The sequence below is a fragment of the Pseudomonas sp. GM78 genome (assembly GCF_000282475.1).
Classification (GTDB): Bacteria; Pseudomonadota; Gammaproteobacteria; order Pseudomonadales; family Pseudomonadaceae; genus Aquipseudomonas.
In genome coordinates, this window is the sequence record NZ_AKJF01000058.1 from 44,618 (window position 1) to 62,078 (window position 17,461).

A 17,461-nucleotide genomic window follows, 5' to 3' on the forward strand; every position below is an offset into this window, starting at 1 on the left:
TCATCTTCCTCAGAACACCGGCAGGGCCAGGGAGCCCATGCGTTCGGCACCGCCGTTTTTATCCAGATAAGCCACTTCGCCCGCCGCCACGTACTCCTCGACGTAGGCTTGCCAGCCGCCCTCCTCGCCAGCACTGGCGGCATAACGCTTGAGGTGGCTCAGGTCCCAGCCGTACTCGGGCTGGCAGGCGGTCGGGTGGGCGCCAAACGGGGCATGGATCACGCCGCTGACCAGGTAGCGTTCGAAGGTGTTGCAACGGGCCTGTTCGGTGCTCAACTCGAGGCGTTCATGCAGCTGTTCGCAAGACACGAAACACTGCCCGGCAGCGCGGGCGAACAGGTGATCGAAGTACGGGTCGGGGCCTGTGACCAGCGTGTTGCCCAAGCGGTCGGCGACGTTGACGTGAACAAAGGCGACATCCAGGTTCAGCGCCGGCATGGCCAGCAGCACCTCGCCGTCTGCATAGGGCGATTGAATGGTCTTGAGCTCAGGGTTGAGGCGCGTGACATCGGTGGCCAGGCCACAGCGGGTCGGCAAAAATGGCAGGCGCATGGCCGCCGCACGCAGTCCCCACTGGAACATGCCCTCATCGACTTCCATCAATTCCAGGCCACCGGCTTCCCGGGCCTTGCGGTAGTAGGGTTCCAGCGGGATGGCGTCGAGAGTGGCAAAGCCGAACACCAGCTTTTTCACCTTGCCCGCTGCGCAGAGCATGCCCACTTCCGGTCCGCCGTAGGCCACCACGGTCAGGTCCTTGACATCGGATCGCAGGATCTCGCGAACCACCGCCATCGGCTTGCGCCGCGGGCCCCAACCACCGAAGCCGATGGTCATGCCATCACGCAGTTGCGCCACCGCGTCAGCCGCCGTCATTTGCTTGTTCATTGCTCATCTCCTTGTTGTTGGCCGACTGAAAAGTCATGCCCCCACAGGCTTACGCGGGTAAATTCGAAGGCCGAGTGTTCGGCCCAGTTCACTTGCAGGCCGCCGTAGCCGTACTCCAGGTCGAAGCCGGATGGGGTCTTCATGTAAAACGAGGTCATCAGATCGTTGAGGTGCTGGCCCAGGGTGGCCGACAGCGGCACCTGATGGGCCAGGCGCCGGTCGTGGGCACGCCCCACTTCGGTCATCGAGCCCACTTCCACCATCACGTGCACACAGCCCGAAGGGACTGCGAACTCCGCGAGCGCCAACGAGTGGTGGCGACTGTTGCGGCAATGCAGAAAATGGATCCGGATCGGCGGCGCCAGCGGGTCGGGGCGAAAGTTGAAGATGTCCGACAGTTCGAACCCCAGCACATCCTTGGCGAATGCCAGGGTGGCATCGAAGTCCGGGGCCGGCAGCACCGTGTGCCCCAGGCCCATGTCACCGGTGATGAAACCCGGCACACCCTGGGGCGAGACAAATGGCAGGCAATCGGAGCGATGCCCCCAGCTCAGCTCGTGACGGTTGCCGGATGGGTCAAGGACACTGACCAGTGCCTGTACGCCACGCTGCTCGACCTCGGCGGCAGTGCCCGCCTGCCAGCGCACGCCGTTCTGCTCCAGTGCCTGTAATGCGGCGTTGAAAGCGCTTTCGCTGGCCAGCTCCCAGCCAGACGCCAGGTAACCCGCTTCGGCACCCTCGACGATGAGCATGCGAAAGGGTCGCTCGTCCATCTTCACGTACAGTCCGCCACCGGGTGCAGGCACGACCATCATGCCCAGCACGTCTTCGGCATAGCGTTGCCACTGACTGAGGTTTTTGATTTGAGCGACGAAGTAGCTCAACCCCCGGATATCCATCATGCCCTGCTCCTCAATGACTGGACCTTTGTTGGTCTTCATTGTGCTGAGGGGGGGCAACTGCATCATCGTCCGTTGAGACTAAGCATCTGATCTGCTGGGGAAAGAAAAAGGTGGTGACCCCGACACCGGAATATCCAATTCCTCGTGGGAGCGGGCTTGCTCGCGATGAGCCCGAAGGTGCCGGGTTTATCCAGCCAGCAGTCGTTAACGTTCACGACCATCGTCGGAACGCCGCCCGGAGCCGGCTCGCCCCCACAGGAAATTGCAGCAGGTTCAGCGAATGTGCACGAACACACTAGCGTAGCGCGCCGGCTTGATGCCATGGTCGGCCCAGAGGCCGCCACCGCGAGGCTTTTGATCGCAGACGCCCCGTTAACCACGCTGGCCGAACGCAGGCATTGCGCAGTGGGTAAACCGGCAGGACGCCGGTTTAGCCGCGCTGGGCCAGGGATGGCCCATCGCGGCGACCCACGGAGCAATGCCGGAGAGAGGGCACACCGAGCCTTAGCGAGGTGCCGAGTGGTGGGGCAAAGAGCGCTTGGTTACTTGGCGCTTTTCCAAGTAACCCGCCGTAAGGGCGGAACCTATTGAAGCCATTACCGCAGAAACGGATATGTACACGAGACAAGGTCAAAAGATCGCTGCCTCGTTCCACGAGACAGCTCCTACAGGTTGGGTGGTCACATGTACAGAATCACCAGGTCGTTGATCACCGAAGGGCGATCACTGCCAACCACATGAGTGTTCACTTCCAGCGTGAGCTGGGTCCCGCGCTTGACCCGCGCCACCTGCTTGACCCTGGCCCGCGCATGTATCCGCGCACCGGCTGGCACCGGTGCCGGGAAGCGCAGGCGGTCCGAGCCGTAGTTGACCATGGTGCCAAAGCCGGTGATCTCATAGCCCAGTTGCAGTTTGAGCCGCGATTGCAGCACCTGCACCAGCGCACCGTGGGCGATGGTGCCGCCAAACGGGCTGTCCTTGCGCGCACGCTCAGGATCGGTATGAATCCAGTAGTCATCACCCGACAACAACGCGAAGGCATCGATCAAGGCCTGGTCGACAACAATTTCGTTGCTCCAGTCGCTGAAGGTTTCACTGACCAGGCTCTGCAGTGCCACCTCATCGTCCATGGCAATCAGGCGCGCAGGTGCAACCTCAAGTTGTTCCACAGGTTGCGTTTGCGGCGCCCCGGCCCAGTGCTGCAGCGCGGCGCTGTCCTGCTCCATGCCGGTAAAGCGCAGTAACCGCGTGCCCTTTGCATCGACCTCGGCAAACACCGGTTTCAAACGCATGCCGATGCGAATCTGGTCCTCTTCAAGCCCCACCAGCGTGGTATTGATCCGCACGCCTTCATCCAGCTCGATGACCGCCAGTTTCTGCGGCATTTCATCGGCGAAGTCCGGCAACGTGGGGATGCGCGCCACGGTAAAGCTGTACAGGCTGGCGCCACCGCTCACGTCACGCCAGGTCAGGTCGTGGGCCAGGCAACGCGGGCAGTGCCGACGCGGGTAAAACACCCAGTGTTCGCAGGCGTTGCACTGCTGGATCAACAGCCGTTGCGCTTTCAGGCCTTCCCAGTACGGTGCAGAAATATCGGTCGGTACCGGCATTGGTTTATTGTTCGACATGCTGGTCATGCTCCCTGAAGAATCAACGCGGCCTGCTCGCTCATCACGCCACCGGTCCCGGAGACGTAGACGGCGTCGCAACGCTCAAGCTGACGTTCGCCCGCTTCACCGCTGATCTGAGTGACGGCCTCGATCACCTGTGACATTCCCCCGGCGGCACCGGCCTGGCCGAAACTGAGCTGGCCACCGTGGGTGTTCATCGGGAAATCGCCGCGCCAGGTCAGGTCATGCTCGCGTACAAAGCGCATGCCCTCGCCCTTGGCACAGAAGCCGGCATCTTCCAGGGTCAACAACGCGGTGATGGTGTAGCAATCGTAGATTTGCGCCGCATCGACATCCGCCGGTTTGAGCCCGGCCATCTCGAAGGCGCGACGTGAGGCCGGACCAATCGGCGTGTTGAGCATGTCTTGCGCATACGAGGGCGACTTGAATGCCAGGTGCTCGCCGAAGCCTGTGATGAATGCCGGGCGTTTACGCGCACGGGCCGCGACTTCTTTGGAGGCAATGATCATTGCCGCACCGCCGGCCACGGGCATGACTATTTCGAGGATGTGCAGGGGGTCGGCCACCCGCTTGCTCGCCAGCACCTGCTCGATGCTCAACGGCTGGCCATGGAACATCGCCTGGGGGTTGGCCAAGGCGTTGGTGCGCTGGTCAACCGCAATCTTGGCCATGGCCACTGGATCGTAACCGTACTGCGCGGCATAGCGCTGGGCAATCATGGCGTAGCCGGTATTCTGGCCCATGTGTCCGTAAGGCAAATCGAATTCCGCCTCCGGTGCACCAAAGGCCGTACTGTGCCCCCCGTAGCGCATGGCACGGGCGATCGCGCCGGGATCTTCGTCGGGCCCCATCGGCGCCAGGCGCGCTGGCAGTACACACAGCACGGCCTGGCATAAGCCCAACTCGATCGCCGCGGCCGCTCGCCAGACCATGCCCACCGAGGTGCAACCTCCCAGGTCGACCACTTCGGCAAAATTCAGGGTCAAGCCCAGGTACTCGGCGGCCATGGCCGGCACGAACACCGAAGCTTCATGAAAATGCGGGCCGTTGATCACCAGACCGTCGAGGTCCTCGGCACGCAATCCTGCGTCCCGCAGCGCTTGCGCCGCCAGGTCGGCCACCTGTTCGAGGTGGAACATCCTCGGCGCAGTGGCGTATTTTTCCGGTTTGTATTGTGCGGTGCCTACAATCGCCGCATGACCTTTCAGACCCATGTATCCTCCGCTCGAAGGCTGTGCACTTGTGTTTTTGTCTTGCGACCATGCCACAACGCGTGCGGCAAGTGATCGTCCATTTGGACCAGAACACCGCCCAGCGCCAGGATCTTCCCGGCGTGGGCGCCTGCACGGTGATCAGAAGCTGTATTTCACCGAGAACGTGCCATAGTCACGGTCGGCCAGCAAACGCTTGACCGGGTCCGCGTCACCCAGGTAGCTGGTGACCCGCAGGGCGACTTCCAGGTTGCCCAAGTACTTGAAGGTGGTGCCCACGCTCAGCCGACGGTCGCCTTGCAGCCCGGAAATAGTCCCGGCCATTGGCGTGGCGCCGCTGAACACGTTGGAGAAATTCACCGGCACTTCCAGGTCCCAGCCTTCGAACACGCCCGGGTAGCTGAAGGATGCCCCCACGGTGTAGGCGCTGGCGGTTTTGCTGCGCCAGCCCGTCGCGGTCTTGTAGGTGTAGTCATCGGACGGCTGCACCAGCGGGCGCATGGCCGGAATCAGACTGTTGCCCAGCGCCTGCAGGTTCGGTGCCGCCGAGGCATCATCCACGCTGTCGACGCGCACATGCACGATCTCGGCCGTCAGCGCCGTCTGGCTCGCCCAAGGCCGGTCGCCGAGGATGCGGATGGCCGACAATTGCATCTGCTGGCCCTTGCCGCGGGTTGGCGTCGGGCCCAGGCCTGTGTTGACCATCACCGGGGCACCATCGCGATAGGACCACTCGCCACCGATCTGGGTTTCGCCGATCTTGGTCGAGGCACTGATCCCGGTCAGCTTGATGTCTTCAAAGTAGGTGATCCGATAGCCGTTCGGCACACCGGCGAACACGCCCGGGGCGACGGGAATGGGCTGATACCCCACCAGCGCGGTGGCGGGGTTCTTGTCATGATAATTGACATGGAACAGTGACAATTCCAGGGCCGGTACCGGGCGAAAGCGTACCTGAACCCCCCACTGTCCACTGTCACGGGGTTCATCGGTGCCTTTGTAGTTGATCCGCGTGCCGTTGGCGTTGCGGATAAACTCACGCCCTGGCCCGACCACATCACTGGTAGACAGGTAGCTGCCCACCGGCGGCAGTTCAGTCCCCATCCATTCGTATTGCACATACGCACCAAAGGTCAGCTGCGGGTTCAACCGATAGGAAGCCGAGAATTGCCCGACCGGCAACAGCACTTCCTTGACCTCGACCCCTGGCTGGGCCGCCTTGACCGCGTCGGACGGGTTCTGCACGCCACTGACACCGGGGTAAAACAGACTTTCACCCCACGACTCGATGTGGCGTCCGGCCTTGACGTCGAGCATCGAATCATTATCGAAGCGCCAGCCGCTGAACACGTAGGCGTCGAGGAACTTGCTGCGTCCACCGCTGTAGTATTTGGTGTCACTGGTGAACTCATTGTGATCCCCGGTCTTGTTGACCGTGGACGGTGAGTCGTTGTCGTTGGAGCGATGGTAGACATCATCGTAGAACGTACTGGCACGCAGTACGGCGCCGTAGTTGTCCTTGCGCAGGATCATCTCGGCCAAGGCACCCACGCGGTTGGTGACCAGGCTGCCCTTGTCGAAGTTGCGGTCGCCGTCATCGGCGTTGAGCGTCAACAGGTTCTTGTCCGGGTCGGACAAGCGAACCCCTAGCCCGTAACTGGTCGTCACGGTCCAGTCAATCGTCGCCCCGTTGTCGAACTCGATGGTTTCACCTGACCATGCGGGTGTGGACACCAGTGCGATCGCCGCCACCAGACCCGATAACTCGAAGCCCGATACAGCTGGGCCTGCACCATTTTTGTTGTTTTTATTATTCACACTGCCTCTCCCGATTAACGACCTGATGGCCGCGCAAAGTGCAAGAACACCACTATTTCCCATGCCCGCTCAGAGCTGCCCTAGCACAGACTGAGCGGTGACACCTTCTGGCGTGCGTCCGTAACGGAACACGCCGGCTGTTTCTTCACGTACCAAGTGCCCTTGGGCGATGAGGTAATTGACATGGGCCAGGGTTTCGCCGATGGCCATCAATTCATCGAAGCGCCCCTTGACCGTCGGAAACAGCACCGCCATCAGTTGCACGGCACTGCGCGGCGCCGTGCAGGCATCCAGCAGGCGCTGCAAATGCTCCTGGTGATGGTCACGCAGTTGGTCAAGGCGCTGATGCAGGTTGAAAAACGGACGCTCATGCGCCGGCAGCACCAGCACGCTATCGGGCACGCTGCGCAGGCATTCGACCGAGTCCAGCCAGTCCCGCAACGGATCGGCATCGGGTTCGGTCACCTGGACGCAGACACTGGAAGTGATGCGCGGCAGCACTTGATCGCCCGAGATCAGCAGGCCGTCCTCGGCGCAGTACAGGCAGGCATGTTCCGGCGAATGGCCGCGGCCAATCCGCACCTGCCAGCGACGTCCGCCGATGGTCAGCTGACTGCCTTCGCTCAAACGCCTGAAGCTGGTTGGCACCTGCGGGCGAAAGTGCGCCGAACCGAGCAGCGGAAACAACGCCTCGGTCTGCTCGGTACTGAAACCGGCGCGCTGGTAATGCTCGCGAAAGGCCCAACTGCTGCTGACATCGCTCTGCGTGCCCAACTGATGCATGGCCTGGTATTCACTGGCGCTCATGAACACCGGGCAGCGGAAGCGATCGCTCAACCAGCCGAGCACACCGACATGATCGGAGTGAAAGTGGGTGCAAATCACCGCGACCAGGGGCAAACCACCCAACGCCGTGTCGAACAGCCCTTCCCAGACTTCGCGGGTCTGCGCATTGTTGAGCCCGGTATCGACCGCCACCCAGCCCTGGCCATGACGCAGCAGGTACAGATTGATATGGTCGAGCCCGAACGGCAGCGGCATGCGCAGCCACAGCAGCCCCTCGGCGACCTGCTGCACCGCGCCATTGGCGGGCGGCTGCGGCCAGGGAAAGCGCAGGCCCGAGCGCCACTCATGCCCTTGGGCATCAAGGTTACTCATGGCTGTCACCCGCAAAGGCGGCCAAGCCAACCCGCTCAAGCGCCTGCGTGCTGTACGGCACATAGCTGCCGCAGCTTTCGTCGCGAATGAACAGTGGGTCGCTGAATGCCGTCGGTGCATAGCCCTGGCGCTGCAGGTCCACCTTGCGCAACTTGAAGGTGCTGGTCAGATCGGCAGCCGCTAAAACGCGCACGAACACCGGCGCGGCATAGCGCGGCAAACGCGCCTGCGTCAGCGTATAGAACGCTTCGGGATCGAAGGTTTGCCCTGGCTGCATCAAGACCGCCGCCATACCGGCCCGCCCCTCTTGCCCTGGCACCTGCACACCATAGATATTGATCAGTTCAAGCCCGGCAAAGTCCCCCAGCGCAGCCGCCACCTCCAGGGTGGAGACGTTCTCGCTCTTCCAGCGGAAGGTGTCGCCGATGCGGTCGATAAAGTAGAGGTAGCCGTCCTCATCAAAACGCAACAGGTCACCCGAGCTCCAGTAGGCGTCCCCTTGGCTGAACACATTGCGGCGAATCTTGCTGTCGGTGGCCTCGGCCGAGGTGTAGCCCTCGAAGCGCCCGCCGCCGATTTCCGGATGGCTGATGATCAAGCCCAGGGCTTCGCCCACCTCACCCTCTTCGCACAGCTGGTAAAAGCCGTGTTCGTCCCGTGGATAGCTGTCGGTTTCAACGTCATAGCGCACCAGGCGCAGGTTGCTCTTGTCCCAGAACGGCACACGACCGCAGGCGCCCAGGTAATTGTCGACGTTGACCACGTTGGTGTTGGATTCGGTGGAGCCCCACCCCTCGAACACCTGGATCGCGCCGAAGCGCTGTACCCAGTTCTGCCAGGTCTCTCGGGATAACCCGGCGCCGAGCATGCAGCGCAGCCCGTGCTCACGCTCGCCGGCGACCGCGGGTTGGTTGAGCAGGTAGCGACAGATTTCACCTATGTACTGGAACACGCTGATGTGGTGCTTGCGTACGTCGCTCCAAAACTCCCGGACACTGAATTTGCGCCGCACCACAATCGCCGCGCCGGTTTTCAGCGCGGTAGAGGTCACCGACGTGGCGGCCGCACCGTGGTACAGCGGCAGGCAGCAATAGAACACGTCCTGGGGCGTGGTCTGCAGGGTGACTTCCATGATGTCGCCCGTCGACATCCAGCGCATGTGGCTGTAACGCGCAGCTTTGGGCAGGCCCGTCGTGCCCGAGGTAAAAATCAACAAGCTTGGGGTCTCGGCGCTGAGGTCGGCGCGCAGGTCCCGTGGGAATGGCGTGTCCGGTGCCTTGGCCAGCGCTTCACCCAGGCGGGTATCGACGTGCGCGGGCATGGCGCCCGTCCATGGCTGCTCGGCATCCTCCACCAGCCACAAGGGCAACGGCGGCAAGCCTTCGGTCGCGAGGAAATTGCCCAGCACCTCTTCGCCGACGATCACCGCCTTGGCGGCAATGGCCTCCAGGGCATGCACCAGTGGCCGCCCGCTAACCTGGGTGTTGACGAAACCCACCACCACACCCAGTTTGACCAGGCCGAACCAGCTGCAGAAAAATTCCGGGCGGTTCTCCATGGCCAGCGCGCAGACATCCCCGGGGCGCAGGCCGCGGGCATGAAAGACGTGGGCCAGGCGGTCAGCCTCGGCATTGATCCTGGCAAAACTCAGGCGCTGCTCGCCATAGATGATGAAGGGCCGCTCGCCATGGCGCCGGGCTTGCTCCTCGAGGCGATCGGCCAGGGTATAGCGATCCGCCGGTTTGATGCGCGCGCTGGCTTCGGCCCGGCGATCGAGGATGGCCTGGGTCTGCTCGCGCGGCACCACGCCGCGGTCGGCACTGGACAGCAGGCTTGCGTTGTTGAAATTGTTCATCCCTACCTCCGATAAATCCTGTTGTTCAAGCACTCGCCTCAGGCTCGACCCGGATAGTCCGAATAGCCTTGCGCGCCTTGGGTATAAAGGGTCTTGCGGTCGAAACCGGCCAGTGGCAGACCGGCGCGCAGGCGCTCGACCAGGTCCGGGTTGCCGATAAAATGCCGGGCGAACGACACGGCGGAGCCCTGCCCGCCTTCAAGTGCCGCAGTGGCTGAAGGCCCGTCGAATCCGTCGTTGAGAATCAGCGCGCTGGTGCTATGCCGACGGGCCAGGTCAAAGGCATCCAGCTGCGCCAGCGGCGAACGCATGATGTGCAGGTAGGCCAGGCCAAGCGGTTCGATCTGGCGGCACAGGGCTTGCGCGGTGCCGGCCGGGTCAGCGTCGCTGATGTCGTTGTACGGGTTGCCCGGGCACATCCGCAGTCCCACGCGTCCAGGTCCGATGGCGCTGGCCATGGCTGCCAGTACCTCGGCCGCAAAGCGCACACGGTTCTCGACCGTGCCGCCATAACCATCGCTGCGCCGGTTGCTGCTCGACGCCATGAATTGCATGGGCAGGTAGCCGCTGGTGCAATGCAGCTCGACCCCCTCGAAGCCCGCTTCGCGGGCATTCAGGGCGGCGCGTCGGTATTGCTCGATCACCTCGGCGATCGCTTCCAGGCTCAGCGCCTCGGGCTCATCGGTATCGACCAGACCGGCGCCGTCACTGAACACCCCGTCACTGAATAGTTGCGTGCGCGCGCGGATGGCCGAAGGCGCGACGGTGCGCGCCCCGATCGGTTTGTTTTGCCAGCAGGCGACACGGCCCACATGCATCAACTGCAACACCATCCGCCCACCGGCGTCGTTCACCGCGCGGGTCACCTGGCGCCATCCCTCGATCTGCGCACTGTCATAGATGGCCGGCGTGCGGCAATACCCCAGACCATCGGCTGACGGTGCCGTGCCTTCGGCAATGATCAACCCGGCACTGGCGCGCTGGCGGTAGTAATCGACCATTTCTGCCGTCGGCACCGCGTGCACGCTGGCGCGGCTGCGGGTCATTGGCGCCATGACGATACGGTTGCTCAGCTCCAGCTCGCCCAGGCGCAGGGGTTCAAACAAAATGCTCATCGCAAATCCTCAGCGCACACGAATCTTCGGTGCCGCAGCACCGCGTCGCAGGGTGGCTAGAAAGTGTTCCAGGGGCGCAGCCGGAGCGACGTCTGGCAGTTGGTCCTTGTCCGGGCGCCTGGCCCAGAACTCGACCCAGGACGGGAACAGGTCATGGAAGGTGCCGGCATAGGGTTCACGACCCGGCCAGCGCATTTTTCGCTCACCGATGGGCGGCTTGTTGAGGTCGCTGGCGTACCAGTAGCACGGTAGTCGGCGGCGGAAATACCAACGGCCATCGATGCGCTGGTAGTCATCCCAATAGAGCATTTGCATGGTGACCCACTCAGGGCCCGTCTCATGCTCGTTCTTGGAATACACCACGCCCACGGCGTTATCGGCATCGAGCAGTTCGATGATGTGCTGGCCCAGGTGATGGGACGTGCCGCTGAACTGATCGCGCAACGTGGCATCGACCCACGCCTTGAGGTGCGCACGGCCGGTCTTTTCGCGCCCCACGCGAATGTCTTCGGCAAACAGGTTGACGTGGGCATCGAGGTCGCGCATGTCCAGTGACAGCGAGTACTTGGCCGCCAGTTGACGGATTTCTTCAATCGACTCAAGCCGATCGATACGGGCCAGCAAAGTGTTGGGCTCCATGCTCATCACTCCAGCACCGTGTAGAGTTCCGAGCTGCGCCCGCCATCCACCGGCACACATGCACCGGTGATGTAGGACGCCTCGTCACTGGCCAGGAACAAAATCGCGTTGGCCACTTCCTGCGGCTGGCCGATGCGCCGCAGCGGAATCAACTTCTCGGTGTTGCCACGTGCCTTTTCGTCGGACAGCATGCCGGCCGTTGCCGGGGTTTCGACGACGCCGGGAATCACCACATTGCAGCGGATCTTGTTGGCGGCCCCTTCACTGGCGGCCGCGCGGCTGAAGTTGATCACCGCCGCCTTGGCCGCCGAATAGCCGGCCATCCAGGGCGTACCGAACAGTCCGCAGATGGAGGCGATGTTGACGATGGCACCGCCGCCCTGGGCTTTCATCAGCGCCATGGCCGTGCGCGTGCCCCAGAAGGTGCCGTCCACGGTGGTGCTGAAGTTGGCGTGCCAATCGGCGGTTGTGGTGCTGTCGATGGCGCCCCAGGTGTAGGCCATGGCGTTGTTGACGAGGATATCCAGGCGCCCGTGAAGGCGCGCCGCCGCTTCGATCGCGCCGACGAAAGCACATTCGTCGCTGACATCGGCGACACTCCAGTGCGCTTGGCCCCCCGCGTCGCGAATAGCACTCGCCACCGCTTGCAATGGCGCCTGATTACGCCCGCAGAGCACCACGGTGGCGCCCTCTTCGGCAAAGCGCCGAGCGGTGGCCGCACCGATGCCGGAACCGGCACCGGTAATAAAAGCGATCTTGCCTTGCAGTCGTCTGCTCATTCCCTGCTCCCGGTTCAAATGAAGGCCATGCCGCCGTTGACGGCGAGGTTCTGACCGGTGATGAAGCTGGCGTCTTCGCTGGCCAGAAACACCGCGACACGGGCAATCTCATCGGTTTCGCCCATACGCCCCAGGGGGATGGCCTTGAGCATGCTCTGCATCCAGTCATCGGGGATGCCAGCCATCATCGGTGTGTTGGTCGGGCCGGGTACCAGGGTGTTGACGCGGATACCGCTGGCCGCCAACTCCCGTGCCATGCTGCGGGTCAGGCCCATTACCCCGGCCTTGGCTGCGCAGTAATGGCTTGGGCCTTCACCGGTCATCGCCGCCGTGCTGGAAATATTGATGACGGCGCCGCGGCTGCCGTGCTTTTGCATCAGGCGCACACCTTCACGGCTGCACAGGAAAGTGCCCGTGAGATTGACGCCAATGACCCGCTGCCAATGTTCGTCAGGGGTGTCGACAAAGCTGTCGACCGAGCCGACGCCGGCGTTATTGACCAGGATGTCGAGACCGCCAAAACGGCCCTCGATGACTTCCATGGCCGCTGCCACCGAGGCACTGTCGGCGACGTTGCAAGCCAGGGCCAGCGCCTGTTCGCCGAGGCCTTCGATGGTCTGCCGGGCTGCCTGCAGGTTGATGTCGGCCGCCACCACCCGAGCGCCGGCCTGGGCAAAGCACTGGGCAATCGCCCGGCCCATACCTTGGCCGGCACCCGTGATCAGGGCCACTTTGTTCGCTAGCTTCATCGTTGTTCTCCCGCGCCTTGGCTACCCCGATCACCGGCACTGCCTGGCCTGATGATCGAGCACGGGATGAATCATTAACCCTGTTCAAAACCGCAACATCGTCCGATAAGACTACGCCGCGGCGGTTGCTCGACGGCCCGCATGCGAGTGGTCTGAATGGACGATGTGCCTGACCTTGATTCGGGCGACACTCCTGATCACTAGAACAAAACCGGGAGCACCCGTTGTGAACTCTTCCATCCGCGTCACCTGGCATACCCACTACGCACTGTTCGTGCTGGCCGTGATTTACATCTTCAACTACATCGATCGGCTGTTGATGGCGATCCTGATCGAGCCGGTCAAGGCCGAGTTCGGTATCTCCGACACCGGCATCGGCCTGCTTTCGGGCGTGACCTTCGCGGTGTTCTACACCCTGTTCGGATTCCCGCTGGGACGCCTCTCCGACCGCATCGGGCCCAAGCCCGTGATTGCCGCCTGCTGTATTGCCTGGAGTTTCATGACCATGGCCTGCGGCCTGGCCACCAGCTTCTGGCTGCTGGTCCTGGCGCGGATCGGCGTAGCGATCGGCGAAGCCGGAGGCACGGCGCCTTCGGTCGCGATGATTTCGCAGCTGTACCCGGCAAAAAACCGCTCGACCGCCCTGTCCATCCTCATGCTGGGTTCAAGCTTCGGCGCCATTTTCGGCCTTGGTTTTGGTGGCTGGATCGCCCAGCACTACGGCTGGCGTTCGGCGTTCGTGATCGTTGGCGTGCCAGGCATCGTGCTCGGCCTGTTGCTGTGCCTCACGGTGCGCGCCCCGGCCGTTGCAAGCCAGGCGCGAACCCAGGTTGAAGTGATCCAGGATGGCTGGGCCAAAACCATGGCCAAGCTGATGGAAACCCCTTCATTCCTGTGGCTGGTGCTGACCGGCGCCTCCAGCGCCATTGCCGGTTATGCGATAGGCACCTGGAGCCCGAGCTTTCTGATCCGCTCTCACGGTTTGAACCTGCAGGACGCGGGTTTTCTGGTGGGTGTGGTTGGCGGCACTGGCGCCACGTTCGGCACCCTGGCCTGCGGCATCATTTCCGACCGCATGGCCCGCCGCGATGCCGGCTGGCAGATTGGCGTGCCGTTGCTCGCCACCCTGGTCAGCATTCCGTTCGGGCTGGCGTATTTCCTCTGGCCAACCGGCATCCTGTTTCATCTGGGCAGTACCCCGGTGCCCACCGCGTTCGTGTTCTATGCCGGTTTTGCCTTCTTCGGCACCTGGTGGGCGACTCCGTGCCTGGGCGCCGTGACCCATTTGTTCCCCGCTGCGCGCCTGGCCCAGGCCACGTCGATCTTCGTCATGGCCATGACCCTGCTGGGGGTTGGCGTCGGCCCATTGTTGATCGGGGTGCTCAGCGACCTGTTCGCACCGACCCTGGGCACCGAAGCCCTGCGCTACGCCCTGGCTTCATCGATCTCGATGCTGATGCTGTCGACCGTCTTCCTGGGCCTGGCCCTGCCCCGCTACCGCGCTCAAATAATGCGATCGGCACCGCCGATGACCGCCCCTGAAACTGCAGTAACCGCCTGATGAATGGAGATTCGAAGATGTCAGAACAAGACCTACCCTTGCCCATTGGCCATTTCGTCACCCTCGACAGTGGCTTGCGCCTGCACTACCTGGATGAAGGCAGCGGCCCTGTCGTGGTCTGGTTACACGGCAGTGGGCCAGGCGCCAGTGGCTACAGCAACTTCAAGGGCAATTACCCCGACTTTGTCGCCGCCGGCTTTCGCAACCTGGTGATCGACCTGCCCGGCTTCGGCCGCTCGGACAAACCCGACAACGTCCAGTACAACCTGGACTTCTTCGTCAATGCGGTGTCCGGCCTGCTCAACGCCCTCGACGTGCAGCGCTGCACCCTGCTGGGCAATTCACTGGGCGGCGCCATCGCCATCGGCCTTGGCCTGGCGCAGCCGCAGCTGCTCGAAAAGCTGATCCTGATGGCACCCGGCGGTGTCGAGGAACGGGAAACCTACTTCGCCAAGATCGGCATTCAGCGCATGGTCGAACTGTTCAATGCAGGCCCGCTCGATATCGACAAGATGCGCCAGATCATGAGCCTGCAACTGTTCGATGCCTCGCAGCTGCCCGACAGCCTGCTGGCCGAGCGCGTCGCGGTCGCCCGACACCAGCCGCACTGCCTGTTCTCGACCATGATGGTGCCAAACATGACCGAGCGCCTTGAAGAGCTGCGCGTCCCCATTCTTGGCTTCTGGGGCACCAACGACAACTTCAACCCGGTCGGCGGCGCCATGAAAGTGCTCGACAACGCCCCGGACGCCCGCTTTATTGTGCTCAATCGTTGCGGACATTGGGTTCAGGTGGAGCACCGCGAGCTGTTCAACCGTTCCTGCCTCGAGTTCCTGCGCCAAGCCTGAATATCCTGCGACAGCGGCAGCCTTGCCGCTGTCGCTCGAACGGGCCTTCACTAAGGGCTGACATGACAATGACAAAATTTCCCCACTTGCTCGCCCCCGGCAACATTGGTCCCCTCCAACTGCGTAACCGCATCATCATGGCGCCCATGGGCTCCAACTTTGCCGAAGCTGATGGACACTGTGGCGAACGTATCCAGGCCTACTATGAAGCGCGTGCCGAGGGTGGTGCCGGGCTGTTGATCATGGGCGTGTGCGCCATCGCCTTTCCCGCCGGCACCGCCGAACCGTACCAGGTCGGGGTTTCCTCCGATGAGTTCATTCCGGGCCTGAGCCGCCTGGCCGAGCGCGTGCACAAGCACGGTGCGAAGATCGCCATGCAACTGCAGCACGCCGGCAAGAACGCCATACGCGACATGGCCGCGGGCCGTCCGCTGTGGGTGCCGTCGATTCCACCGGCCAGCAGCTCGGACATGATGCAAGCCTTGACTCCCGAGGAGCTTGCCTCGTTCGTCAGCGCCGTGCGCGGTCGCAAAGGCGGGATAGAGATGCGGGTGATGGACCAGGACGACATCGCACAGATGGTCGAATGGTTTGCCGCCGCCGCCGAACGGGCGCAACGCGCCGGTTTCGATGGCGTGGAGATCCACGCCGCGCACAACTACATCATCGCCGGCTTTCTGTCGGCGTATTACAACCGCCGTGATGACGCGTATGGGGGTTCGCTGGAAAATCGTGCGCGCTTGCTGCTTGAAGTACTGGCCGCCGTGCGCGCTCGGGTGGGTGCAGGCTTTGGCGTCTGGCTGCGCCTGGACGCCGAAGAGATGCTCACCCCCGGCGGCATCACCCTCGACGATGCAAAGGCGGTAGCGCGCCTGGCTGAAGGCGCTGGCGCCGATGCGGTCAGCGTCTCGGCCTATGCCGCAACCACCAGTGGCGTGGCGTTTACCGAGGCGCCGCTGGTGCAAAAGCCTGGCGCCTTTCTCGAATGGACAGCGGCCATCAAGCAGTGTGTGAGCATTCCAGTGATTGCCGTCGGGCGTATCGAGCCCGAAACCGGCGAAACGGCCATTGCCGCTGAGCAGTGCGATTTCATCGCCATGGGTCGCAAATTGCTGGCCGATCCGCAGCTGCCGAACAAGCTGGTATCCGGTCAGCTGCTGGCTATTCGCCCGTGCATTTATTGCTACGTGTGCGTCAGCCAGATCTTTATCAATGAGCGGGTCAAATGCGCGGTCAACCCACAAACCGGGCATGAAGCCGAGCGAATCATCGTTCCGGCGGCCACCGCGCAGCATGTGGCGGTGATCGGTGGTGGCCCGGCGGGCCTTGAAGCGGCGCGCGTGGCGGCCTTGCGCGGACATCGGGTGACGCTGTTCGAACGCAGTGACCGCTTGGGTGGCACGCTGTTCTTTGCCGCCCTGGCCTACCCCGAGAACGGCCGTCTGCTGGACAACTTGCTGTACCAGGTACAGCAATTGCCCATTGATGTGCATTTGCAGACCTGTGTGGACGCGGCCTTGCTGCGTGACCTGGGCGTCGATCAGGTGATTGTCGCCACCGGCGCTCAACGCGCGGCCCCGGACATCCCCGGGGCCGATCAGAATCACGTGTGGAGTGGCGATGAACTGCGTCGCTTGATGACCGGCGACCGTGCCGAGGACATCGCCAAGCGCAAGCTATCGCTGACGCAGCGCACCTTGATGAAGGCCGGCAACCTGATCGGTGTCACCAACAGCACCGAGGCCATGCAAAAGTTGTCGCGGGTGTGGATGCCCTTGGGCAAGCGCGTGACCATTATCGGTGGTGGGCTGGTGGGGCTGGAACTGGCGGAGTTCCTGATCGCCCGCGGGCGTCAGGTCTGTGTGCTGGAAAGCACCGGCCACCTGGGCCGGGAACTGGCGATCGTGCGCCGCTGGCGTGTGCTGCATGGCATCCGCGTGCATGGCGGTCAGCTGCTGACCGGCGTGACGGTGACCGCCATCGAGGGCAATCGCGTCCGTTATCAAACGGCCGAAGGTGAAGCCGCCGAGGTACGCGGTGACTCGGTGGTGCTGGCCAGCGGTGCAACACCTGACACCACCCTGGGTGATGCGCTGGGCAACGCTGGATTCAAGGTTGTCAGTATTGGTGATTGCCAGAGCGTGGGTTACATCGAAGGCGCCATCGCAACCGGCAACCGCGCCGGACGAGAAGCCTGAAACCCCGACTATAGGAGCGCAATGCTGTTCACTTAAGCATGGGGTTGTATTTAAGAACTGGATTGGGGGGATATCCATTGCTGCGGTAACGGCCACTTATGGTTTCGCCCTT

General features: G+C 62.9%; 14 protein-coding genes. 3 read left to right on the plus strand and 11 right to left on the minus strand.

All coding sequences use genetic code 11. The annotated features are described in order from the left end of the window. Positions 1-9: 9 nt before the first annotated feature. From PMI35_RS24695 to PMI35_RS24645, 11 genes are all read right to left on the minus strand, one after another. Positions 10-885, minus strand: a complete 876-nt coding sequence (locus tag PMI35_RS24695) for a CoA transferase subunit A (RefSeq protein ID WP_008056573.1) — start codon at positions 883-885, stop codon at positions 10-12. Further along, positions 882-1,787: a VOC family protein gene (locus PMI35_RS24690; protein WP_008056575.1), complete on the minus strand. Its 906-nt coding sequence runs from the start codon at positions 1,785-1,787 to the stop codon at positions 882-884. Before PMI35_RS24690 ends, PMI35_RS24695 begins: the two co-directional genes overlap by 4 nt. A gap of 680 nt (positions 1,788-2,467) precedes the next feature. After that, on the minus strand, positions 2,468-3,415 hold the full coding sequence (locus PMI35_RS24685; protein ID WP_008056577.1) for a bifunctional OB-fold nucleic acid binding domain-containing protein/MaoC family dehydratase: 948 nt from the start codon (positions 3,413-3,415) through the stop codon (positions 2,468-2,470). A 5-nt stretch (positions 3,416-3,420) separates the two neighbouring features. Next, on the minus strand, positions 3,421-4,632 hold the full coding sequence (locus PMI35_RS24680; protein WP_008056579.1) for a thiolase family protein: 1,212 nt from the start codon (positions 4,630-4,632) through the stop codon (positions 3,421-3,423). A gap of 138 nt (positions 4,633-4,770) precedes the next feature. After that, positions 4,771-6,447 (minus strand): DUF1302 domain-containing protein, encoded by a 1,677-nt coding sequence (locus tag PMI35_RS24675; RefSeq protein WP_008056581.1) that lies wholly within the window; start codon positions 6,445-6,447, stop codon positions 4,771-4,773. Positions 6,448-6,516: 69 nt separating this feature from the next. Next, positions 6,517-7,605, minus strand: coding sequence for an MBL fold metallo-hydrolase (locus PMI35_RS24670; protein ID WP_008056583.1), 1,089 nt, complete (start codon positions 7,603-7,605; stop codon positions 6,517-6,519). Then, positions 7,598-9,460 (minus strand): long-chain-acyl-CoA synthetase, encoded by a 1,863-nt coding sequence (locus PMI35_RS24665; protein ID WP_008056584.1) that lies wholly within the window; start codon positions 9,458-9,460, stop codon positions 7,598-7,600. Before PMI35_RS24665 ends, PMI35_RS24670 begins: the two co-directional genes overlap by 8 nt. 38 nt (positions 9,461-9,498) lie before the next feature. Next, entirely contained in the window at positions 9,499-10,575 is a 1,077-nt protein-coding gene (locus PMI35_RS24660; protein ID WP_008056585.1) for an alkene reductase, read from the minus strand. A 9-nt stretch (positions 10,576-10,584) separates the two neighbouring features. Next, positions 10,585-11,214: a nuclear transport factor 2 family protein gene (locus PMI35_RS24655; RefSeq protein ID WP_008056587.1), complete on the minus strand. Its 630-nt coding sequence runs from the start codon at positions 11,212-11,214 to the stop codon at positions 10,585-10,587. A gap of 5 nt (positions 11,215-11,219) precedes the next feature. Next, entirely contained in the window at positions 11,220-11,993 is a 774-nt protein-coding gene (locus PMI35_RS24650) for an SDR family NAD(P)-dependent oxidoreductase (protein WP_008056589.1), read from the minus strand. A gap of 14 nt (positions 11,994-12,007) precedes the next feature. Beyond that, positions 12,008-12,742: an SDR family NAD(P)-dependent oxidoreductase gene (locus tag PMI35_RS24645; RefSeq protein ID WP_008056590.1), complete on the minus strand. Its 735-nt coding sequence runs from the start codon at positions 12,740-12,742 to the stop codon at positions 12,008-12,010. A gap of 226 nt (positions 12,743-12,968) precedes the next feature. Between PMI35_RS24645 and PMI35_RS24640 the strand changes: the two genes are divergently transcribed. The 3 genes from PMI35_RS24640 to PMI35_RS24630 all read left to right on the plus strand — a co-directional run bounded on the left by PMI35_RS24640 (position 12,969) and on the right by PMI35_RS24630 (position 17,349). Continuing rightward, complete coding sequence (locus PMI35_RS24640) at positions 12,969-14,303, plus strand: spinster family MFS transporter (RefSeq protein ID WP_008056592.1); 1,335 nt, start codon at positions 12,969-12,971, stop codon at positions 14,301-14,303. A 17-nt stretch (positions 14,304-14,320) separates the two neighbouring features. Next, positions 14,321-15,151, plus strand: a complete 831-nt coding sequence (locus PMI35_RS24635; protein WP_008056593.1) for an alpha/beta fold hydrolase — start codon at positions 14,321-14,323, stop codon at positions 15,149-15,151. A gap of 68 nt (positions 15,152-15,219) precedes the next feature. Continuing rightward, positions 15,220-17,349 (plus strand): oxidoreductase, encoded by a 2,130-nt coding sequence (locus PMI35_RS24630; protein WP_032831448.1) that lies wholly within the window; start codon positions 15,220-15,222, stop codon positions 17,347-17,349. The last annotated feature ends 112 nt before the right edge of the window (positions 17,350-17,461 follow it).

What these genes read in the sequence shown, in the direction of transcription:
- PMI35_RS24695 (WP_008056573.1), bottom strand. Translation starts at nt 885, where the DNA reads ATGAACAAGCAAATGACGGCGGCTGACGCGGTGGCGCAACTGCGTGAT.
- PMI35_RS24655 (WP_008056587.1), bottom strand. Translation starts at nt 11,214, where the DNA reads ATGGAGCCCAACACTTTGCTGGCCCGTATCGATCGGCTTGAGTCGATT.
- PMI35_RS24645 (WP_008056590.1), bottom strand. Translation starts at nt 12,742, where the DNA reads ATGAAGCTAGCGAACAAAGTGGCCCTGATCACGGGTGCCGGCCAAGGT.
- PMI35_RS24685 (WP_008056577.1), bottom strand. Translation starts at nt 3,415, where the DNA reads ATGTCGAACAATAAACCAATGCCGGTACCGACCGATATTTCTGCACCG.
- PMI35_RS24665 (WP_008056584.1), bottom strand. Translation starts at nt 9,460, where the DNA reads ATGAACAATTTCAACAACGCAAGCCTGCTGTCCAGTGCCGACCGCGGC.
- PMI35_RS24650 (WP_008056589.1), bottom strand. Translation starts at nt 11,993, where the DNA reads ATGAGCAGACGACTGCAAGGCAAGATCGCTTTTATTACCGGTGCCGGT.
- PMI35_RS24660 (WP_008056585.1), bottom strand. Translation starts at nt 10,575, where the DNA reads ATGAGCATTTTGTTTGAACCCCTGCGCCTGGGCGAGCTGGAGCTGAGC.
- PMI35_RS24630 (WP_032831448.1), top strand. Translation starts at nt 15,220, where the DNA reads ATGACAAAATTTCCCCACTTGCTCGCCCCCGGCAACATTGGTCCCCTC.
- PMI35_RS24690 (WP_008056575.1), bottom strand. Translation starts at nt 1,787, where the DNA reads ATGATGGATATCCGGGGGTTGAGCTACTTCGTCGCTCAAATCAAAAAC.
- PMI35_RS24635 (WP_008056593.1), top strand. Translation starts at nt 14,321, where the DNA reads ATGTCAGAACAAGACCTACCCTTGCCCATTGGCCATTTCGTCACCCTC.
- PMI35_RS24680 (WP_008056579.1), bottom strand. Translation starts at nt 4,632, where the DNA reads ATGGGTCTGAAAGGTCATGCGGCGATTGTAGGCACCGCACAATACAAA.
- PMI35_RS24670 (WP_008056583.1), bottom strand. Translation starts at nt 7,605, where the DNA reads ATGAGTAACCTTGATGCCCAAGGGCATGAGTGGCGCTCGGGCCTGCGC.